This window comes from Kosakonia pseudosacchari, assembly GCF_015167415.1.
GTDB lineage: Bacteria > Pseudomonadota > Gammaproteobacteria > Enterobacterales > Enterobacteriaceae > Kosakonia > Kosakonia pseudosacchari.
Map to the genome: position 1 here is coordinate 2,674,167 of NZ_CP063425.1, position 18,303 is coordinate 2,692,469.

21 protein-coding genes are annotated in these 18,303 nt (G+C 52.6%); 12 read left to right on the forward strand and 9 right to left on the reverse strand.

Features of this window, described 5'->3' with window-relative positions:
• Window positions 1-71 precede the first annotated feature (71 nt).
• Window positions 72-347: a stress-induced protein YchH gene (gene ychH, locus IP581_RS12540; protein WP_016495800.1), complete on the reverse strand. Its 276-nt coding sequence runs from the start codon at window positions 345-347 to the stop codon at window positions 72-74.
• Window positions 348-618: 271 nt separating this feature from the next.
• On the opposite strand from ychH, the gene pth reads away from it, so the two are divergent.
• Entirely contained in the window at window positions 619-1,203 is a 585-nt protein-coding gene (pth, locus tag IP581_RS12545) for an aminoacyl-tRNA hydrolase (RefSeq protein WP_086868600.1), read from the forward strand.
• A gap of 126 nt (window positions 1,204-1,329) precedes the next feature.
• Window positions 1,330-2,421: a redox-regulated ATPase YchF gene (gene ychF, locus IP581_RS12550; protein ID WP_086868599.1), complete on the forward strand. Its 1,092-nt coding sequence runs from the start codon at window positions 1,330-1,332 to the stop codon at window positions 2,419-2,421.
• 179 nt (window positions 2,422-2,600) lie between these two features.
• Here ychF and IP581_RS12555 read toward each other — a convergent pair whose 3' ends face one another.
• Window positions 2,601-3,125: a lipocalin family protein gene (locus IP581_RS12555; RefSeq protein ID WP_097399688.1), complete on the reverse strand. Its 525-nt coding sequence runs from the start codon at window positions 3,123-3,125 to the stop codon at window positions 2,601-2,603.
• Window positions 3,126-3,243: 118 nt separating this feature from the next.
• On the opposite strand from IP581_RS12555, the gene IP581_RS12560 reads away from it, so the two are divergent.
• Both IP581_RS12560 and IP581_RS12565 read left to right on the forward strand, forming a co-directional pair.
• The gene (locus IP581_RS12560) at window positions 3,244-3,972 is read left to right on the forward strand and encodes a MerR family transcriptional regulator (protein ID WP_086874240.1); all 729 of its coding nucleotides are present in this window, start codon (window positions 3,244-3,246) and stop codon (window positions 3,970-3,972) included.
• Window positions 3,973-4,353: 381 nt separating this feature from the next.
• Window positions 4,354-5,313: a YbgA family protein gene (locus IP581_RS12565; RefSeq protein WP_193820521.1), complete on the forward strand. Its 960-nt coding sequence runs from the start codon at window positions 4,354-4,356 to the stop codon at window positions 5,311-5,313.
• A gap of 175 nt (window positions 5,314-5,488) precedes the next feature.
• Here the strand turns inward: IP581_RS12565 and IP581_RS12570 are convergent, their stop codons facing one another.
• Window positions 5,489-6,157, reverse strand: a complete 669-nt coding sequence (locus IP581_RS12570; RefSeq protein ID WP_193822691.1) for a class I SAM-dependent methyltransferase — start codon at window positions 6,155-6,157, stop codon at window positions 5,489-5,491.
• A gap of 161 nt (window positions 6,158-6,318) precedes the next feature.
• Here IP581_RS12570 and IP581_RS12575 point away from each other — a divergent pair, with 161 nt between their 5' ends.
• Window positions 6,319-6,669 carry a DUF1304 domain-containing protein gene (locus tag IP581_RS12575; protein WP_193820522.1) on the forward strand — a complete coding sequence of 117 codons (351 nt, stop codon included), beginning with the start codon at window positions 6,319-6,321 and terminating at the stop codon, window positions 6,667-6,669.
• 55 nt (window positions 6,670-6,724) lie between these two features.
• Here IP581_RS12575 and IP581_RS12580 read toward each other — a convergent pair whose 3' ends face one another.
• The gene (locus tag IP581_RS12580; protein WP_193820523.1) at window positions 6,725-7,513 is read right to left on the reverse strand and encodes an AraC family transcriptional regulator; all 789 of its coding nucleotides are present in this window, start codon (window positions 7,511-7,513) and stop codon (window positions 6,725-6,727) included.
• A 77-nt stretch (window positions 7,514-7,590) separates the two neighbouring features.
• Here IP581_RS12580 and IP581_RS12585 point away from each other — a divergent pair, with 77 nt between their 5' ends.
• Genes IP581_RS12585 through IP581_RS12595 form a run of 3 tightly spaced genes read left to right on the forward strand, consistent with a single transcriptional unit; the run spans window position 7,591 to window position 10,770 of the window.
• Window positions 7,591-9,654, forward strand: coding sequence for an FUSC family protein (locus IP581_RS12585; protein WP_193820524.1), 2,064 nt, complete (start codon window positions 7,591-7,593; stop codon window positions 9,652-9,654).
• On the forward strand, window positions 9,647-9,862 hold the full coding sequence (locus IP581_RS12590; protein WP_193820525.1) for a DUF1656 domain-containing protein: 216 nt from the start codon (window positions 9,647-9,649) through the stop codon (window positions 9,860-9,862). The genes IP581_RS12585 and IP581_RS12590 overlap by 8 nt, the downstream gene beginning before the upstream one ends.
• The gene (locus IP581_RS12595) at window positions 9,859-10,770 is read left to right on the forward strand and encodes an HlyD family efflux transporter periplasmic adaptor subunit (RefSeq protein ID WP_193820526.1); all 912 of its coding nucleotides are present in this window, start codon (window positions 9,859-9,861) and stop codon (window positions 10,768-10,770) included. The genes IP581_RS12590 and IP581_RS12595 overlap by 4 nt, the downstream gene beginning before the upstream one ends.
• Before the next feature lie 72 nt (window positions 10,771-10,842).
• Here IP581_RS12595 and IP581_RS12600 read toward each other — a convergent pair whose 3' ends face one another.
• From IP581_RS12600 to IP581_RS12610, 3 genes are all read right to left on the reverse strand, one after another.
• Window positions 10,843-12,021: an alpha/beta hydrolase-fold protein gene (locus IP581_RS12600; RefSeq protein WP_228007761.1), complete on the reverse strand. Its 1,179-nt coding sequence runs from the start codon at window positions 12,019-12,021 to the stop codon at window positions 10,843-10,845.
• A gap of 402 nt (window positions 12,022-12,423) precedes the next feature.
• The gene (locus IP581_RS12605; RefSeq protein WP_193820527.1) at window positions 12,424-12,834 is read right to left on the reverse strand and encodes an ASCH domain-containing protein; all 411 of its coding nucleotides are present in this window, start codon (window positions 12,832-12,834) and stop codon (window positions 12,424-12,426) included.
• 55 nt (window positions 12,835-12,889) lie between these two features.
• Window positions 12,890-13,165: a hypothetical protein gene (locus IP581_RS12610; RefSeq protein WP_097399680.1), complete on the reverse strand. Its 276-nt coding sequence runs from the start codon at window positions 13,163-13,165 to the stop codon at window positions 12,890-12,892.
• 370 nt (window positions 13,166-13,535) lie between these two features.
• Here IP581_RS12610 and IP581_RS12615 point away from each other — a divergent pair, with 370 nt between their 5' ends.
• Window positions 13,536-14,468: an ATP-grasp fold amidoligase family protein gene (locus tag IP581_RS12615; protein ID WP_193820528.1), complete on the forward strand. Its 933-nt coding sequence runs from the start codon at window positions 13,536-13,538 to the stop codon at window positions 14,466-14,468.
• On the opposite strand, the gene IP581_RS12620 is transcribed toward IP581_RS12615, so the two are convergent.
• Both IP581_RS12620 and IP581_RS12625 read right to left on the reverse strand, forming a co-directional pair.
• Window positions 14,469-15,542: an ATP-binding protein gene (locus tag IP581_RS12620; protein ID WP_193820529.1), complete on the reverse strand. Its 1,074-nt coding sequence runs from the start codon at window positions 15,540-15,542 to the stop codon at window positions 14,469-14,471.
• Window positions 15,539-16,243 (reverse strand): response regulator, encoded by a 705-nt coding sequence (locus tag IP581_RS12625; RefSeq protein WP_193820530.1) that lies wholly within the window; start codon window positions 16,241-16,243, stop codon window positions 15,539-15,541. The genes IP581_RS12620 and IP581_RS12625 overlap by 4 nt, the downstream gene beginning before the upstream one ends.
• 36 nt (window positions 16,244-16,279) lie before the next feature.
• Here IP581_RS12625 and IP581_RS23990 point away from each other — a divergent pair, with 36 nt between their 5' ends.
• The 3 genes from IP581_RS23990 to IP581_RS12635 all read left to right on the forward strand — a co-directional run bounded on the left by IP581_RS23990 (window position 16,280) and on the right by IP581_RS12635 (window position 18,269).
• The gene (locus IP581_RS23990; RefSeq protein WP_265579979.1) at window positions 16,280-16,414 is read left to right on the forward strand and encodes a hypothetical protein; all 135 of its coding nucleotides are present in this window, start codon (window positions 16,280-16,282) and stop codon (window positions 16,412-16,414) included.
• Between the two features lie 226 nt (window positions 16,415-16,640).
• Window positions 16,641-17,075: a colistin resistant protein CrrC gene (crrC, locus tag IP581_RS12630; RefSeq protein ID WP_228007762.1), complete on the forward strand. Its 435-nt coding sequence runs from the start codon at window positions 16,641-16,643 to the stop codon at window positions 17,073-17,075.
• Between the two features lie 270 nt (window positions 17,076-17,345).
• Window positions 17,346-18,269: an ABC transporter six-transmembrane domain-containing protein gene (locus IP581_RS12635; RefSeq protein WP_193820531.1), complete on the forward strand. Its 924-nt coding sequence runs from the start codon at window positions 17,346-17,348 to the stop codon at window positions 18,267-18,269.
• The last annotated feature ends 34 nt before the right edge of the window (window positions 18,270-18,303 follow it).

Sequence of the window (18,303 nt, forward strand, 5' to 3'; positions counted from 1 at the left end):
ACGTTACGTGAGGGTCAAGAAAAAAGCCAAAAAAAACGGCTCCCGCAGGAACCGTTATCGAAACTGACTTTTTAACTATGATGCTGGCGGTCCCTGCGGCAGCGCTTGTCATAATGACGCACCCACCAGTACTTATCGCACACCTGCTCATGACCACTTACGCGGGCGCCAGCGAGCCAGAGAACGGCTCCGAGGAAGATACTCAGCACAGCGCCATGGGCAAAAAACTGCGGCAGGTTAAGTTGCGGCAACTGGTTTAAAATCGAGTAACCAACGCCGACAACCATCACGACCAACCCCAACCCCATAAGCACATTACCGAGCAACGAAGCGTTTTTGCGTTTCATCTGTCACCTCCGGAACGACGGGTTGGATGGGATAACCCCAATCCTTGTGCGTAAAGTATAGACAGCCCCCCTTTTAGCGGTTGCGGGCACGATCACAATTACACATCTCTGACTAACACAAATTTACAAATAACCCACTGAACTACATGAAATTCGAATGGTTCAGGTGAGCAATCATTATCATTTTTCGCGTTTCGCCGGGAGAATTTTGTCTTCGCGTCCCGCACAACGTAAACTACGCGCCGGAGATTGATCTGGTCAGGAATAAAAAGTGACGATTAAACTGATTGTCGGGCTGGCGAACCCCGGCGCTGAATATGCCGCGACGCGCCATAACGCGGGCGCCTGGTATGTGGATTTATTGGCAGATCGCGCGCGCGCGCCGCTGCGTGACGAGCCGAAGTTTTTCGGTTACACCTCGCGCATCAATCTGGCAGGCGAAGATGTGCGGCTGCTGGTTCCCACGACGTTTATGAACCTGAGCGGTAAAGCGGTCGCGGCCATGGCGACGTTTTACCGCATCAACCCGGACGAAATCCTTGTCGCCCACGATGAGCTGGATCTGCCGCCTGGCGTGGCGAAATTTAAGCTGGGTGGAGGTCACGGTGGCCACAATGGCCTGAAAGATATCATCAGTAAACTGGGCAATAACCCCAATTTTCACCGTTTACGCGTTGGAATTGGTCATCCGGGTGATAAAAACAAGGTTGTTGGTTTTGTGCTGGGCAAACCGCCGGTTTCCGAGCAAAAGCTGATTGACGAAGCCGTAGACGAAGCGGCGCGTTGTACCGAGATCTGGCTGAAAGAGGGTTTAACCAAAGCCACCAATCGCCTGCATGCCTTTAAGGCGCAGTAAGCGGGTTGCGGCGGCATTTTTGCCGCGCGTTACAGCGGTTACGTGTATAATAGCCAAAGTTATTCACTTTTCTACAATCTGTTTTTCGCAACAGGTTGATTATCAAGATATTAAGGTAATTACATCATGGGATTCAAATGCGGTATCGTTGGCCTGCCCAACGTAGGTAAATCCACCCTGTTCAATGCGCTCACCAAAGCAGGTATTGAAGCGGCTAACTTCCCGTTCTGTACTATTGAGCCGAACACCGGTGTCGTACCGATGCCCGATCCGCGTCTGGATAAACTCGCGGAAATCGTCAAACCGCAGCGCATTCTGCCGACCACCATGGAATTCGTCGACATCGCTGGTCTGGTAAAAGGCGCGTCCAAAGGCGAAGGTCTGGGCAACCAGTTTTTGACCAACATTCGCGAAACGGAAGCCATCGGCCACGTAGTGCGCTGTTTTGAGAACGACAATATCATTCACGTGGCGGGTAAAGTGAACCCGGCGGAAGATATCGACGTTATCAACACCGAACTGGCGCTTTCCGACCTGGATACCTGCGAACGCGCTATCCATCGTGTGTCCAAAAAAGCGAAAGGCGGCGATAAAGACGCGAAAGTTGAGCTGGCCGCGCTGGAAAAATGCCTGCCGCAGCTGGAAAACGCCGGTATGCTGCGCGCGCTGGATCTGAGCAAAGAAGAGAAAGAAGCTATTCGTTACCTGAGCTTCCTGACGCTGAAGCCGACCATGTATATCGCTAACGTGAACGAAGACGGTTTCGAAAATAACCCGTACCTCGACCAGGTTCGCGCGATTGCGGAAAAAGAGGGTTCTGTCGTGGTGCCGGTTTGCGCGGCAGTCGAAGCGGATATCGCCGAGCTGGACGATGAAGAACGTGACGAGTTCATGGCCGAACTGGGTCTGGAAGAGCCAGGGCTGAACCGCGTGATCCGCGCAGGTTACTCCCTGCTGAACCTGCAAACTTACTTCACCGCCGGTGTGAAAGAAGTGCGTGCATGGACCATCCCGGTTGGCGCAACCGCGCCGCAGGCGGCGGGTAAAATCCATACCGACTTCGAAAAAGGCTTTATTCGCGCGCAGACCATCGCGTATGAAGATTTCATCGCGTACAAAGGCGAACAAGGAGCGAAAGAAGCCGGCAAGATGCGTGCAGAAGGCAAAGAGTACATCGTGAAAGATGGCGATGTGATGAACTTCCTGTTCAACGTCTAAAATGTGTTGTCTCATGAGATGTCAGAACATCTCATGAAGCTCACAAACCCTATAAAATCCACGCGCTTGCGTGGATTTTTGTTTGCTCAGCATCGCAGATGTTCTTACCGACTCGCAGACAAATCCCCGACCGATAAAAACCCTTTACAGCGCAACATGATGGATGTTTTACCGCCCTGCTAATGATTTACCCACACCAGTTGATCAACCCGGAAACCGAGACCGCGGGCGGTATTCAGATAATCTTGTTTCACCGCCTCAGGCAGCGTTGGCGTGCGCGACAGGATCCACAAATAGTCGCGGTTCGGGCCGCTCACCAGCGCATACTGGTAATCATCATCAAGTTTAATGACGTTATAGCCGCCGTAAAACGGGCCGAAGAAAGAGACTTTCAGCGCGGCTGTCGACGGTTCGCCGGTGAAATAGGCTTTCCCTTCGCTCTCGCTCCATTTGCGTTTTTGCGGATCATACCCGCGGTTGAGAACGCTGATGCCCCCGTCGCCGCGTTTGCCGTAGGTAGCCGTCACCTGTTCCAGCCCGCGTTCGAAGCGGTTCTCCAGGCGGGCAATTTCATACCATTTACCAAGATAACGGCTGGCGTCAAAGCCGGTGATCGGCTGAACCCCTTTTGGTGGCGTGGGGGATTTACAGGCAACCAGTGTCAAAGCGATAGCAACACCGGTCACCACAGGCCATAGCTTCATGAGAACTCCTTTCATTGTCGCAGTTGGCAGTAAAGTGTAGTGCAAACGGTCCGCTCTTCATTCAACCCATTAGTATTCGTAGTATATTGAGAGCATTCTCTCTTATCAGGTTTCCCTCATGTCTTACTCCATCGGCGAATTTGCTCAACTTTGCGGGATCACCCCGACAACGCTGCGTGCGTGGCAGCGACGTTACGGCCTGCTTAAACCGATGCGTACCGGGGGCGGCCACCGGCTGTACAGCGATGATGATGTCCAGCAGGCGCTGAAAATCCTCGACTGGGTGAAAAAAGGGGTGCCGGTAAGTCAGGTGAAACCCCTGCTGGCGCGTCCGGAAGCGCCCAGAACTAACAACTGGCTCACCCTACAGGAGAGCATGTTGCAGCGGCTGAAAGAGGGAAAAATCGAATCCCTGCGCCAGTTAATTTACGATTCAGGCCGCGAATATCCACGCCCGGAGCTGGTCAACGAAGTGTTGCGCCCGCTGCGCAGCAAAGTTTCAGCCAATATTCCTGCCATGATGACCCTGCGCGAAGTTCTGGACGGCATCATCCTTTCCTACACCTCGTTTTGCCTCGAAGGCGACAAAAAGGCGCCTGGCGATAACTATCTCATTAGCGGATGGCATCTTACCGACCCGTGTGAAATCTGGCTCGAAGCGCTTAAACGTACCGGCCAGGGTCACCGTATCGACGTACTTCCCGTACCGCCCGCCACGCTGGCTCCGGAGATTTTCCCGCAGCGAAAGTGGCTACTGGTCACCACCGGCACACTCTCCGCCGCGCGTAAAAAGCAGATCGCGCTCTGGCAAGCCTCTGTCGTCTCCCTCGAGATTATCTCCCTCTAAATTCATTTTTCGCCACTCGCCCTCTTCGCAGCACAACCGTGAAACGTTGCGGGTCTGCTACAGGCATTAAAATCGCATAATGACGGCATTTGCATCACATTGAATTTATTGACAAATTAAAAATATCCTCAGCAAAACTTGGACAAATAAATTTAATTGTGTAAGTTTGAAGTATGCCGTAATACCACGTTATTTAGCGCCTCCGGAAGGTCTCAGTGCTAACGCTCTCAAAGCATGGGCAAGCCATTCCGCAGGCAGGTGAAAGGCAACGGCAGTCATTACAGGGCTCTACGTAATACAACCAGCACGAAGACATCCGCCACGACCATTTGCGAAGCGGCATGTTTCTTCATCCATAACGCGCAGTAAGAGGATAACCTCATGAACACGCAACCCATCATTGGCATTAGCGGATGTTTAACCGGCTCGGCGGTACGCTTTGACGGCGGGCACAAACGCATGGGTTTTGTGATGGACGAGCTGGCACAGTGGGTGACGTTCAAACCGGTGTGTCCTGAAATGTCTATTGGCCTGCCCGTACCTCGCCCGGCGCTGCGTCTGGTGCAGAACAGCGATGCAGCGCTCCGCATGCGTTTCAGCCATGCGCCACATGAAGATGTAACGCAAAAAATGGCTGACTTCACCGGGGCATATCTTCCGCAAGTCAGCGCGTTTTCTGGTTTTATCGTCTGTGCCAAATCGCCGAGCTGCGGCATGGAGCGCGTGCGGCTGTATGATGAAAAAGGCAATCGCGGGCGTAAAGAGGGTGTGGGCCTGTTTACCGGCGCATTGCTGGAGCGCTATCCGTGGTTACCGGTTGAAGAGGATGGCCGTCTGCACGATCCGCTGTTGCGGGAAAACTTTGTCGAGCGCGTTTTCGCTCTGCACGAACTCAACACCCTCAAGGCTCACGGGCTGACCCGTCGCGCGTTGCTGGACTACCACAGCCGCTACAAACTCCAGTTGCTGGCGCACGACCAGGCCGGTTACCGGGAGATTGGCCCCTTCGTCGCCTCGCTACACGAATGGGACGATCTGGACGCCTTCTTTGTGGCATACCGCGAAAAGCTGATGGCGATCCTGAAAAAAACCGCGTCGCGGAAAAATCATACCAACGTGCTGATGCACATTCAGGGCTACTTCCGTGAACATTTGAACAGCCGCCAGCGCGGCGAACTGCGCGATGTGATCCTTCATTATCGCAACGGGCTGCTGCCGATCCTCGCGCCAATAACGCTGCTGAAGCACTATCTGGCCGAATACCCGGATCGCTACCTGTTAAAACAAAATTACTTTGCCCCCTACCCGGACGTGCTTGGTCTTCGCCTGACCGTCAACTGAATACCATCACAAGAAAGCTCGAATGACCCTGATACGGGCTCCTCACGTTCCACGTTTAGACGACATCTCTTGTCGTCTTTTTTTTCGTTGCGCGTAGTGCGACGGCCAGCGGCTCCCCCGCCTACTCTGATCGGTATTTCGCTTTTGTACGTCGTGGCAAATCACTCCCCGCAGGTCAATGCGCTGCGCAAACTAAGGTCGCATGATCCCACCACGGGTTGCAATTAACACGGCTTGCCAGCACGGTGAATTGCGCTTTCTGCAGCTCCTCCACTAAGGCCGGGAGTGGTTTTAACGTGCGCCAGGGTTGACCCTCTCTGAGCAGGTGATGGTGTTCGGCATCGTAATTCTCCCAGTCTTCCTGATAACGCGGCATACCGCACATTGAGCTGACAACGAAATGACCTGCTGGTTTGAGCAATCGTCGCACTTCAGCAAAACAGCGCTGCCTTGCCTCCCCGATCAGGCAGTGCAAGCAGCTACCATCAATGATCAGGTCAAACATTGCCGCTTCGCACTGCGGCAGGTGGCAGACATCACCGACAAAAAAGTGCGCACTCAGCCCTGCTTGCGTAAAACGTTCTTCAGCCCAGCGGATCGCGGTTTGCGCGAAATCCACGCCCCAGACATCGTCACCCCGGCTGGCAAAATAGTCCGCGGCCATCGCGCCATTACCGCAGCCCAGTTCAAGCACCGTTGCGCCAGGTTGCGGGAGATAGTGGTGCTGCCCAAGCCATGAGAAAACCTGCTCCTGTTGTTCCTTCGCTCTGAGATAACCGCTTCCAGCCCAGGCGGCTTCTCCGTTTGCTATCAGTTCCCGATACTGTTTTTCGTACATGTTCATCATTAACCACTACCCTGCTCAAACCTGCCATCAGTCATATTATCGGTGGGGCGAAATGCGATGAGGCGCGAAAAACGACATCATCCTCATCATGCTCGCTGCGCCGGCCGCCGCAATTATCTATACTCCACGTCACCTGCCCTTATCCAGTAAGGTTTCCTGTGTTAGCTACTGTTCTCGTTGCCATTGTCGCCGCTATTCATCTGTACATTCTGGTGCTCGAAATGTTTTTGTGGGACACCAAAACAGGCCGCAAAGCCTTTAATCTTAGCGCGGAGTTTGCACGCGACACCCGCGTGCTGGCTGCCAACCAGGGGCTTTATAACGGCTTTCTGGCGGCGGGGTTATGCTGGGGATTATGGCTGGGTGAAAGCGGCGTTCCTGTCACACTCTTTTTTCTGATCTGTGTGCTGATTGCCGGGGTTTTCGGTGCCATCACAGCCAGCCGGAAAATACTCGTTGTGCAGGCGCTTCCGGCGCTACTGGCGTTGATTGCCCTGCTGATGCGGTGAATGTTGTCTCTGCTTGCAAGCGCCCGGGATGATGTCAGGCCCAGTCGCTTGCAGGTTACGGCGTTTTCCGCTCGGCAAAGTAGTGGGCTGGCGTACTGCCCATCGTTTTTCTGAACATGGTGATAAACGCATTAACGGATTCATAGCCGAGTTTTGTCGCCACGTTTTGCACTGATTCACCGCTGGCTAACGCCTGCAGCGCAATAATCAAGTGGAGTTGCTGACGCCATCGCCCAAACGTCAGCCCCGTCTCGCGCAACATCAGGCGCGCAAGGGAGCGTTCACTGAGCGCAAGGCGCTTCGCCCACACTTTAAACGTGCTGCGATCCTCCGGATGGCTCACCAGCGTATCGGCCATGGCGCGTATTTTGGCATGGGCCGAAACCGGTAAACTGAAGTTCTGCTGCGGCATGGTGACCAGTTCATCAAGCGTGACGCGGGTTAGCCTCGCGGCATGGCTATCTGGCGGGTAATCGACCTGTTCACGGGTTAAGCGATCAACTAACTCTCTAACCAGCGGAGAAATAGCCAGCGTGCAGCAGCGATTCGGCAGGGCTGCGGCGCCGGGTTCAATAAAAAGATAATTCAGATGCGCGTTCCAGGTGGCGCTGGCGCTGTGAGGCGTGCCGCCTGGGATCCATACCGCGCAGTGCGGCGGCACTATCCAGATCTCGTTTTCCGCACGACAGGTCACCGCACCATATAGCGCAATGATTAATTGTCCTTTGCGGTGCGTATGCACCGGCACTTCGGCTTCGTAATCAACGAAATCCAGACGACGGGCGACAGCCGGGCTGTGCGTGTCGTCGGGGTCAAACACGGTGGTGGCGTAGTTAGGCTGCATACGATTGGCAACATTTAGGTATTTTTTGACAGAATAGAGTATTTAATAGCGTACGCAAGCCGGTAATACTTCCCGGCATGAACAAAATCGATTCCTCACCCAGCCGTTTATTGCGCGACTTATCGGCCCTGCGCCGTCGCACGGGCGCGATGTTTAGTTCAGTCGCATTGACGGGCGATGCCAACGCATTACTCTATTCCGCCAAAAGTTTTGCCGCGGCAATGCTCGCGTATTACATCGCCTTATCGATCGGCCTTGAAAAACCTTCGTGGGCGATCATTACCGTTTATATTGTGTCGCAAACCTCCGTTGGCGCGTCGCTGAGCAGAAGCGTCTACCGCTTAGCCGGTACGATAGTGGGTGCCGGCGCGACGGTGTTGATTGTGCCCACTTTCGTGAACACGCCGATTGTCTGTAGCGTGGTACTCACCGGCTGGATCACCTTTTGTCTCTATTTATCGCTGCTTGAGCGCACACCCCGTGCTTACGCCTTTGTGCTGGCTGGTTATACGGCGAGTCTGATCGGTTTTCCCGCGGTATTTCACCCCGGCGCGATTTTTGATACCGCCATTGTTCGCGTACAGGAGATCGGGATTGGCATCTTCTGTGCGGCGCTGATTCACCGCTATGTGTTGCCAAAACGGATCTCCGGCCTGTTCAACAGCAAAATAGCGCAAACGCTGCATTCTGCGCGCCAGATGCTGGCCGACGCGTTAGCAGGCAGTGCCAATGAGGCGGCCGCCAATCTGCGACTGGCGCTGGCGTTACAGTTTCTGCAAGGCCTGAGCCACCATATTCCTTACGACTTCGCCTACTCAGCACCGGTTCGTCATGCGCGCAAAGCCCTTCATGACAAGCTGGCGCGCTTGTTGATCGTCAGCGGTGAAATACATGATCGTTTGCTGTTGGTCACTGCGCTGCCCGCCAATGTTCAGACGCTGCTGGAAGAGGTGCAGAGCTGGCTCGCCGGGGAAGAGAGTGCAAAACGGAAAATCACCGGACAAGCGTTGGCAGAACGCAGTGCGACGTTAGCCGAACAATTCGCCGCCGCAGAGACGCTGACCTTTGAAACGGCGCTTCAGAGGAACCTTGTCCGTCACCTGCATGAAGCCATTACGCTTTTGCTGCAATGCGAGCGGCTCGCGAACGCCCTCGCGCATGCAAAACCGACGCAAATGCCAGCCGAAGAGAAACCAGCGAAAGGCTATGTCTTCCACCGCGACAGCCTGTCTGCGGCGCGTACCGCGCTGGGTGCATTTGTCACCATCCTGAGCGGTTGCCTGATATGGATTGACTCCGCGTGGCCCGATGGCGCGACGGCGGTTTCTATCCTCGGGGTCTGCTGCACGCTGTTTGGCAGTTTCGATACCCCGGCGCCGCACATAGTGAAATATATGGTGGGTTCAGCCTGGGGCGTGATGATAAGCCTGCTTTACAGCTTCGCCCTGCTGCCTCTGGTGACTGAATTTCCGCTGCTGGTGGCGGTGCTCGCACCGGCCTATCTGCTGGCGGGATCGTTACAGGCTCGCCCCGCCACCACGTTCATGGCCATGGGGATCACCCTGACACTGCCTATTTTGTGCGAGTTAGGCGCCCACTACAGCGGCGATTTCGCCGTGGCCGTCAATACCGCCATCGCGCTCTTTGCCGCCACCGGCTTTGCGGTGGTCAGTATGAGCTTGCTGCAAACCGTGCAGGCTGACGCCGCCATTGAACGCTTGCTACGCGTCTGCCGACGCGACGTTCGACGCAGCGTGAAAGGCGTATTCAAACCCGATGAAACCCACTGGACCAATCTGATGATAGACCGGACCGCGTTATTACTGCCGCGTTTACAGCGGAGCGGGCACTCCGCAGAGCAAACGCTTAACCAGATGCTGCACGCGTTGCGCGTTGGCCTTTCCGTGATGCACTTACGCCGTTTTCAGGCGCAGAAAGACCGCCAAAAAGCGCATGACATTGGCGAGCTCCTCTCTCTGCTTGCCCGCGATACCACACCGAGTGCGCTACGTCAGCGGATTCAGGCCATGATTGGCCTTACATCCCTGCATCCCCATGAGCAGTCGCGCCAGCTTATTGACTGCCTGGTTGATCTGCACTGCGCGTTAAGCGAACCGTACACGGGGCCCGCCGATGATTAATGACATTAATCTCGGCGGGGTATACGTCCCAGGCCTTCTGGTGATCGCCCTTGCCGCCCTGTTCTGCACGCTGTTATGGCTACCACTTTTCACTTTCAGCAGGCGCTATCGCCGTTTGCCATGGCGTCCGCTGATGAGTTTATCCACTTACATTGTGACTTTTTTCCTGCTTATGCAGGGGCTGAACGCACTGGGGTTAGTTGTATGAAATCCTTTTTTTCTCTTTTAAGCCGTTATGCACTGACCTTAAGCGCTGTGCTGGTGGCTACCTTCCTCGCTTACATGATGTGGAAACATTACGCGCAGCGTCCCTGGACTCGTGATGGCCGGGTGCGGGCTGATGTGGTACAGATAGCGCCGGATGTTTCCGGGCCGGTGGCAAATGTCGCGGTTCGCGATAACCAGTGGGTTAATCGTGGCGATGTACTCTATTCAATCGATCCGCACTGGCTGAAGCTGGCGGTGGCCAGTGCGCAGGCAGATGTCGAGGCGAAACGTCATGAGATGTTAATGCGCCAGGATGCGGCGGCAAGGCGCTCACAGATCAAAGGCGTGATCTCCAGCGAGGACTTGCAACAAACAGGCAGCGCGGCCAGCATCGCGGCGGCAAATTATCACGGCGCGCTGGCGGCGCTGGAACTGGCACAGCTTAATTTATCCCATGCCACGGTGCGCGCGCCGGTCGCGGGCTATGTTACCCATCTCCGGCTGCGTCCGGGCGACTACGCCACCGCCGGGGAAACCAAAGTGGCCATCATTGATGCGAACAGTTTCTGGGTTGTGGGCTATTTTGAGGAGACAAAACTGCGGCATATTCATGTCGGAAATCGCGCGCATATCGCGCTGATGGGCTTTGAACCTGTCTTAACCGGTCACATTGAGAGCATCGGGCACGGCATCGGCGACAGTAATGACGAAACAGGCGGTCTTGGCCTGCCGGACGTCAACCCCACCTTTAACTGGGTGCGGCTCGCGCAGCGCGTACCGGTGCGTATTCATATCGACCAGCTCCCTGCGGGCGTGGAGTTAGTGGCGGGTTTATCCGCCAGTGTATCGGTGGAGCCGTCCGGGTGGAAAATCTCTCCGTCGTTACTCGCACGAATCACCAGTGAATAATCAAAGCGTTGAATGATGTCTTATGCTTTTGTCCGCTGGCGGCGCGGCGCCAGCGGACAAGGCTGCAACGTCTTATTTAAACAGCTTCTGCACAAACTCGGCATAGGCGGGACGCCAGACATCCATTTCATGCCCCAGGCCGGGATACACTTTATAGCTAAACGTGACGCCTTTTTGCTCCAGCTCTTTTTTAAGCCCGGCAATATCCTGCCCGGTGACGGTATCTTTTTCCCCGACCACCACCGTGAAGTTATGCAACTGCTTATTCACTTCCTGCGGCTTATTGAGCTGCGCCGTCACGCCAGCGTCCGGAACGGTGGCGGTCGTGACGCCACTGAATGTCGCCAGCCAGCCGAAGCTGTCCAGATGGTTCATCCCGGAAACGAGTGCCTGAAAGCCCCCTTGTGAGAGCCCGGCCAGCGCACGTCCTCCCGCATCCTTGCGCACATTAAAGCGGGCATCAACCAGCGGAATAATGTCATGCATCAGTTCGCGGTCGGCCGCTTTGGCATTAAGCGGATAGAACATTTTGCGCCGCTCTTTCGGCGGATAATTTTCCGGGATCGCCTGCACGATATCCGTTTCCGTATCCGGCACCACCACCAGCATGGGTTTAATTTTCCCTTCGGCTAACAGATTGTCCATTATCTGCGGCAACCGCCCCTGATCAATGGCGGAAAGGCCGGTATCGCCAAAGCCGTGGTAGAAATAGAGTACCGGCAGCGGTTCGCCTTTCCCGCTGTAACCCGGCGGCGTCCAGATATACATGCGACGCTCTGAACGCAGTTCTTTCGCGTGGTAGGTCACCGTCAACAGATCGCCATGGGGCACAGCGCGGTCGTCGAGAATACTGCCCGGCACCAGAATCAGGCTGGTATTGACCTGGCGCTGCGGTTTCTGAAACCGGCTCCCGGTATCCACAGAACGAAAACCATCGACATCAAAATAATATTCGTAAAGATTCGGAACAAGCGTCGCGCTTTTCCACGACCAGATGCCGCTCTCATCTTTTTGCATATCATGGGAGACAAAACTGTCCGGCGTAGAACCGGTCACCACCGATACCCGTTTTGCGCCCGGCGCGAAAAGGCGAAAAGTAATACTTTTGTCGGCGTTTACCTGGGTCACATACTGACTCACTGGTATTGATAAATCCGGCGTTACCGGTAATGGCGCGGCAACGGCAGGAAGCGTCGCGCCCGCCACAAGCGCGCTGACAGTAAGCGCAAGCCAGGTGATGTTTGTTTTCATATCCACTCCCTCATTCTCTTTTTCGTTAAGGCAGAACTTGTTAGCGCATTCCCACCACGCTTCAACCTGAATGCCAGCCTCCACGGCGTGTGTCCGCTACATACACCGGATAAAGGTCACTCATGAAGGCTGGCAGCAAAAGTTTGCGTATCGACGGGATTTTTAAAAACCTGTTTCTGTGCGTTTTGCGATATATGTTGCGTAAATCAGGGATTTTTAACCACGTTGAACGGGATGGAGAAAGCGAGGGGGAGTTCTGAACAGCACGCTGAATTTTTGCACAGTGCGCTTTTTGGCATATTTCAGCGGTGCGAGTTTTTACGGTGAATATTGGCGGCTTGATTTGCGAAACGCGACAGCCGCGTTTCGCAGAGGCTGTGATAGAAATGTCGATACACAGGTTCAGAGAACCTCAACAACCCGGAACTCTTCTGCGACAAGCTCCATCTCTTCAGAGAAAAACCCCGCGCGGGTGAAAAAGGCTTTGTGCTCCTGGCGCCAGTATTCAAGGCTTAAATCGCCCTCGCCCTCTTTTCTGGCAAACTCGTGCGTGACATCGCAAAAGCGTACCAGACGCATCGCGAGCAGTCTGATGACGCAAACCGGGGAATGTTGCCCGTCGAGAATAATATGATAACTGCCGATTTTAGGTGCCGGTTCTTCCGCCAGATACGAGGCAAGCGAGCCGCAGGAGGCCGTTTTTCTTCCACTCACCACTAAGCCTGCAAGCGCGTTTGCCATCTCCGGGTTGTCGCCAAATGACCATGCCTGTGCGCCGGGATAGGTTGTTTTTAATTCATCAATACTTTTCATGCCGGGCCTTTTATCGGTGTGACTACGCGGCGACTCGCGGCGCAGTCTGTATTCATCATTTCTCTTTTTTGCGCACCAGCGAGGTGACAATGGCCGTCAATCCGCCAATAAGCGGCATCGGCCCTGCACCTGCGAGAAAGTTCTCGCGATCGATTTGGTTATCACGGCGAATATCCGCAAAGCGGGCAAGCGCGTTTTTTTCATTCGTCGCGCTGATCTCTTCAAACTGTTTTTCGAAACCCTGCGCCACCAGTTGAGAAGCCGCATCCATTTCCGCGCTTTTCAGCACGACGAGTTGCTTACCTTTTTGATAAAAACAGTAATCCGTCATTTCTCGCTCCATCATAGAAAAGGTGACCTGACAGGTAATATATCTGGCTTCAGTAAATTCTGAACCCATTTTCTGCGTAATTTGTTAAGCCGATAAGAAAGACCTTTCTCTTTCGCAGCACCGGCCTTCCTGCAATGCCAATTCGCGTTTCACTTTCCTTGCTCCCGTCCCCTTGTTAGCGGCTAACACACTGATATCTGCGTTCAAATTTAACTTAAAGGAACATATCACCTGTTCCCATCTGGCAAGCAGTACTTACTCGACTCGGTTAAGGATATTTTGCCAGTTGCTACTCCATCGTCGCTCCATATTAGCGGCAATATAACTCAATAAATCCTCTGCAGAATGTTTACTGTCCGCAGGAGGAATAATGAACAGATTTAACTATTTTATGAAATACACCGAGTATCTTGCTCGAAAATTTTTAACCTGTCTGGTTCAGGATCAGCAGTTTCACAGCAAAAGATTAAAACGAGTCACTGGCAGAACCCCCGATCTGGTTAATCCGGTGACGCTGAGCGAAAAAATATGTTATCGATTAATATATGATCATAACCCGCTTTATACGCGACTGGCAGATAAACTGGCAGTACGCGATTACGTTTCTGCGCGTACGCAAAGAGTACAATTACCCACACTGCTTGGTGTTTATAATGACGTGCAAAGCATCGATTTCAGCCAGTTACCGGACAAATTTGTGCTGAAGTGTAATCACGACAGCGGTAGCGCAGTAATATGCACCGATAAGGATAAACTCAATATTGCACGCGCGTTGCAGAAGCTTGATTTTGCCCTGCGCAAAAATATGTATTACACCACTCGCGAATGGCAGTATAAAAATATCCAATCGGTTATATTGTGCGAAAAATATATTGATTTATTTTCCGAAAGAGACAAAAGCCGAACGCCTGAAATGCTGAGAATACACTGCTTTCACGGTATCGCGGGTTTTATCGAAGCGGATTTTACCGATCACTCCGGTCATGGTTTCATTAATGTCTACAATCAGTGCTGGCAATTGCAGCCCTTTAAGATGGAATATCCCAATACGCCCTGGACGATACCCGAACCGGCATTATTGCATAAGGCAATAACCGCGGCGCAGGAGCTCGCCACCGGGCTCGATTATTGCCGAATTGATCTGATGCTGCAGCGTGATGTCATTTATTTCAGTGAAATCACCCTCAGCCCCCGGCGCGGCAAGTTACAAATCTCACCGCCAGAGTGGGATACCCGGCTGGGTGAGATGTGGAAAATGACCGCGATTCCAGCCAATCAGCAATTGCATACGCAGAAAGCGTAATTACTGTTTTTTCCGTAAGGGCCATGAGAGTTTAAAAATGGAATGGCCCTTATCGGTTAACGTGTAGGTGACGTCGCCCTGATGAGCAAGCATGATGGCTTTTAGCACCGACAACCCCAACCCACAGCCCCCCGGATTGGTGTCCCTTGCGCTGGCTCCGCGCTGAAAGGGGTGAAACATAAATTTGTGGAATGCTTCCGGAATGCCCGGTCCCCTATCTTCAACGACAATAAAGTTCTCGTGTTCACCAGCACCATGGCTGACCACCATGCTTTTAGAGGTGGCATATTTTATCGCGTTATCGAAAAGGACCGTCAGGCACTGAATAATTCGCAGCGGATCGCACTGGCATTGCTGGGGGTGTAATTCGGTCACGACGCTAAAATGGCTGCGTTTAAATTCCAGCGCAAAGGAATCCACTGCGCTCTGAATGATCTCCTGCAAATCAACATCCACAAGCGTTAACGTAAATTCGGCCCCACCGGATGAACTCACCACCCGCAGATCTTCAATCAGGCTGGTTAAGCCCTCTGTTTGCTTAAGCAGCGAGTTAAACAAGGTCGGATTTGGCTCAAACACGCCATCAACCAGCCCCTGTAAGCGGCCCCGCAGGATGGTAACCGGCGTGCGCAGTTCATGGGCGATAGCGGCATTCCAGGATCGACGCTGCGCATCCATTGTTTGTAGCTTTTCAGCCATGTCATTGAAATCATTAACAAGATTATTAAGCTCGCCCAGATGCGTACTCGCACAAAACGCCCGCGCGCCCAGATCGCCCTGGGCTATTCTTCGCAGGCTGGTGGCAACAGAGCTTAACGGGGTCAATATTCTTGCCGACAGTTTCACCGTAAAAAAAAGCGAGACGGATAAACTTATCAGGGAGGCGACCAGGATCCATAACCAGTCCAGATAGGTCATCTGATCCTCATTCCCGGCTATTGCCCCGCCGGGAAGGTAATAAATGATGAAGGTATAAAACAGGTAGGAGCCGATAACCGAGACAGCGATAACCGTCAGCGTCAGCGAGATCATAAACGCCAGCACCTGGCGGCTTAACGGGTGGCCTCTGTTCATTTGTTTTCACCTAACCGGTAACCCATGCCGCGAATACTTTCCGGAACCCCTTTTAACCCGCATTTTTCCAGTTTTTTGCGCAGCTTGCTCATATGGCTGTCCACCGTGCGATCAAGCGTATCGCCTTCTGGCAGACAGGCGTTGAGCAACTCTTCACGCGAACAGACTTTGCGGGGGTTGCGCGCGAGGTAGGCCAGCAGTTTGAATTCGGTCGTTGTCAGGATGGGAGAGATAGCCTCGCCGCAGCCATTAATCTCCACATAAAAGTCCTGCGGATAAACCGTTAAACAGGCTGTCCGGATAGGCTTATTGTTGAGTTGTTGGTGGCTGGCCTTTGCCCTGCGCAACACGGCTTCGATACGTGCGACAACCTCGGTGGGATTGAAAGGTTTCACCACATAATCATCCGCGCCAAGCCGCAGCCCCATCAGTTTATCGATGTCCTGATCCAGTGCCGTAACCATGATGACCGGAATATTGCTCTCTTTTCGCAGTGTGGAAAGGACAGTCCAGCCATCGAACACCGGCAACTGGATATCCAGTAACACCAAATCGGGCTTTTTCAGCCGGCAGGCATCTATCGCCTGCTCGCCATCCGCCGCACGCAGGGTGCGCATCCCTGAACGCTGAATATAACTGGTCAGAATATCCGCTATTTCATCGTCATCTTCAGCAACAAGAATTAGATAGTTGTCGTTCATGATTTCTCCACTCACCACTGATACTGCGGGCATTCTGTGACCAGGCTTGCCCTGAAGCCGACACCGACGATTTCGCTTCGGGTACTGGCCTCAGGCAAACGCCGTTTTTCTAAGCTGTTTCTGAACCCTGGCAGCAACGCGCAGGTCATCAGCGAACATGAGACCCGCTGATGCAAAGAAAGTTGCATCCGCAGAAACGCACTGACGTCTCATTTTTTTCTCAATCATTGATGGCAACATCCGCAAGCGAATATTTACCAGGCAGGCATACACACTCGCTCCACATTCGGGTAATTAATTTTCCACAGTGCTGGATAACAATAGAAGGTAAGCCACATAAATACCGCGTTACGGGTAAGTAAGATGACGTAAATAAACACGGCAAACCAGATCGTGCATGGTCATTTCATTACCGGTAAAGCGCTCTCCCGGAGTTGACATATCAATGAAGTACTTACGGAAACTCACCGCTGAAAAAATCAGTTCATTGATGATATTTTCTGCATGGTTATGGGGAATGTTCTATATATGGCTTATTTTGATGCACAACGTTGAGGAAAAAGTTGGTGCGACGCTGCTTTCATCGCCGTTTATCTATGTGGCGTTAAGCGTTTCTCTTTTACTGTTTTTGATACAAGAAAAAGCGGGCGTGCTGAAAGAGCTGGCTATTGTAACCTTCTTTTTGGTGATCATTTTTCTTCATCTTATTCTTATCTTTAACCTTCTCTTACTCAGGCTCCCTGATATTTATGACTTTAGTTTTTATTATGAGTGTTTTTTAATTATTTTCCTCGGTGTCACGCCGATGTATCTTTTATTGCGGATCCTCTGAATATCGTCGAATGTGAGGCGTCAGATTTTGACTATGCGCGTAGTGACAAGTAGCCAGAAAATCCGACACCTTTACATTGCAGAGGAATTAGCCACCTCCATATAGCCTCCATAAAACATGCATTCTGCGTAAACATCCAAACGATATACTGCATAAACGCCGTGTAATCCAGGCGCATATCTTAATCGGCTCGCAATGAAAGCGCATGGGTGATTAAGCATAACGGCAAGCCAGGATTGTTCATCCAGACCGGGCAGATAATTTTTTATAATGACATCGATAAATAAAACCCCACCGTCCTCTGCTGAAAATGTGAAAAGGACATTAAAACATTTGGCCGTAAAAAACGGGAAAAAGCTCTCGGTGACTTTTTTGCTGGTGATTGCGGAAAACGTGACCTATTTATTGTATCCCGTGCTGGCAGGCATCGCTATCAACGCGATCCTGGCGGGGAATGCCCTCACCGCCGCGCTGTATGGGCTGATGATCCTGTTTATCTGGATCCTCGGGGCAACCCGGCGCAGTGTCGATACGCGTACGTTTGCGCGCATTTATGCCGGCCTTGCCGTATCGGTGATTATTGCTCAGCGTAAATATCAGCTTAATCACTCAACCATCGCCGCGCGGGTGGTGTTATCCCGTGAATTTGTTGATTTCTTTGAAATGCATTTGCCGATGCTGATGACCTCGCTGATTTCCCTTTTTGGCGCCGCGATTATGCTGCTCATTATTGAGTTTCACGCCGGGATGATGTGTGTGGTTATCGTCATTATTCTGTCGTGCTTTCTTAAAGGTTATACCCGTAAAAATGAGGTGCTGTTTAACCGGCTAAATAACCGACTGGAAAAGGAGGTGGACTATGTTCATAAAGCTTCCACACTCTCGCTTAATCGCCATTATTCATCGCTTGCCCGCTTGCGAATCAGCCTTTCCGATCGTGAAGCACTGGGATACCTCGCGATCGGCGTGCTGATCGCCCTGCTCTTTACCCTGACCATCATAGTAATGACATCAACCCAGGGGGTGAATGCCGGACATATTTATTCGGTCATGACGTATATGTGGATGTTTGCCACCAGCCTTGATGATGCACCGCAACTTCTGGAAAAGTTTTCACAACTTAAAGATATAGGTAAACGCGTCAGGACGGATGATGTTGATAGCGGGACATTATCACCGCAGCAGAAACCTTGATGTTAATTCTCTCGCCTTACTTGTTCGGAAATTA

Coding starts and splice junctions, on each gene's coding strand:
- IP581_RS12580 (WP_193820523.1), bottom strand. CDS start 7,513: ATGCAGCCTAACTACGCCACCACCGTGTTTGACCCCGACGACACGCAC.
- IP581_RS12625 (WP_193820530.1), bottom strand. CDS start 16,243: ATGAACGACAACTATCTAATTCTTGTTGCTGAAGATGACGATGAAATA.
- ychF (WP_086868599.1), top strand. CDS start 1,330: ATGGGATTCAAATGCGGTATCGTTGGCCTGCCCAACGTAGGTAAATCC.
- IP581_RS12620 (WP_193820529.1), bottom strand. CDS start 15,542: ATGAACAGAGGCCACCCGTTAAGCCGCCAGGTGCTGGCGTTTATGATC.
- IP581_RS12600 (WP_228007761.1), bottom strand. CDS start 12,021: ATGAAAACAAACATCACCTGGCTTGCGCTTACTGTCAGCGCGCTTGTG.
- IP581_RS12615 (WP_193820528.1), top strand. CDS start 13,536: ATGAACAGATTTAACTATTTTATGAAATACACCGAGTATCTTGCTCGA.
- IP581_RS12570 (WP_193822691.1), bottom strand. CDS start 6,157: ATGAACATGTACGAAAAACAGTATCGGGAACTGATAGCAAACGGAGAA.
- IP581_RS12565 (WP_193820521.1), top strand. CDS start 4,354: ATGAACACGCAACCCATCATTGGCATTAGCGGATGTTTAACCGGCTCG.
- ychH (WP_016495800.1), bottom strand. CDS start 347: ATGAAACGCAAAAACGCTTCGTTGCTCGGTAATGTGCTTATGGGGTTG.
- IP581_RS12585 (WP_193820524.1), top strand. CDS start 7,591: ATGAACAAAATCGATTCCTCACCCAGCCGTTTATTGCGCGACTTATCG.
- IP581_RS12590 (WP_193820525.1), top strand. CDS start 9,647: ATGATTAATGACATTAATCTCGGCGGGGTATACGTCCCAGGCCTTCTG.
- crrC (WP_228007762.1), top strand. CDS start 16,641: ATGGTCATTTCATTACCGGTAAAGCGCTCTCCCGGAGTTGACATATCA.
- IP581_RS12635 (WP_193820531.1), top strand. CDS start 17,346: ATGACATCGATAAATAAAACCCCACCGTCCTCTGCTGAAAATGTGAAA.
- IP581_RS12555 (WP_097399688.1), bottom strand. CDS start 3,125: ATGAAGCTATGGCCTGTGGTGACCGGTGTTGCTATCGCTTTGACACTG.
- IP581_RS12595 (WP_193820526.1), top strand. CDS start 9,859: ATGAAATCCTTTTTTTCTCTTTTAAGCCGTTATGCACTGACCTTAAGC.
- IP581_RS12560 (WP_086874240.1), top strand. CDS start 3,244: ATGTCTTACTCCATCGGCGAATTTGCTCAACTTTGCGGGATCACCCCG.
- IP581_RS12605 (WP_193820527.1), bottom strand. CDS start 12,834: ATGAAAAGTATTGATGAATTAAAAACAACCTATCCCGGCGCACAGGCA.
- IP581_RS12610 (WP_097399680.1), bottom strand. CDS start 13,165: ATGACGGATTACTGTTTTTATCAAAAAGGTAAGCAACTCGTCGTGCTG.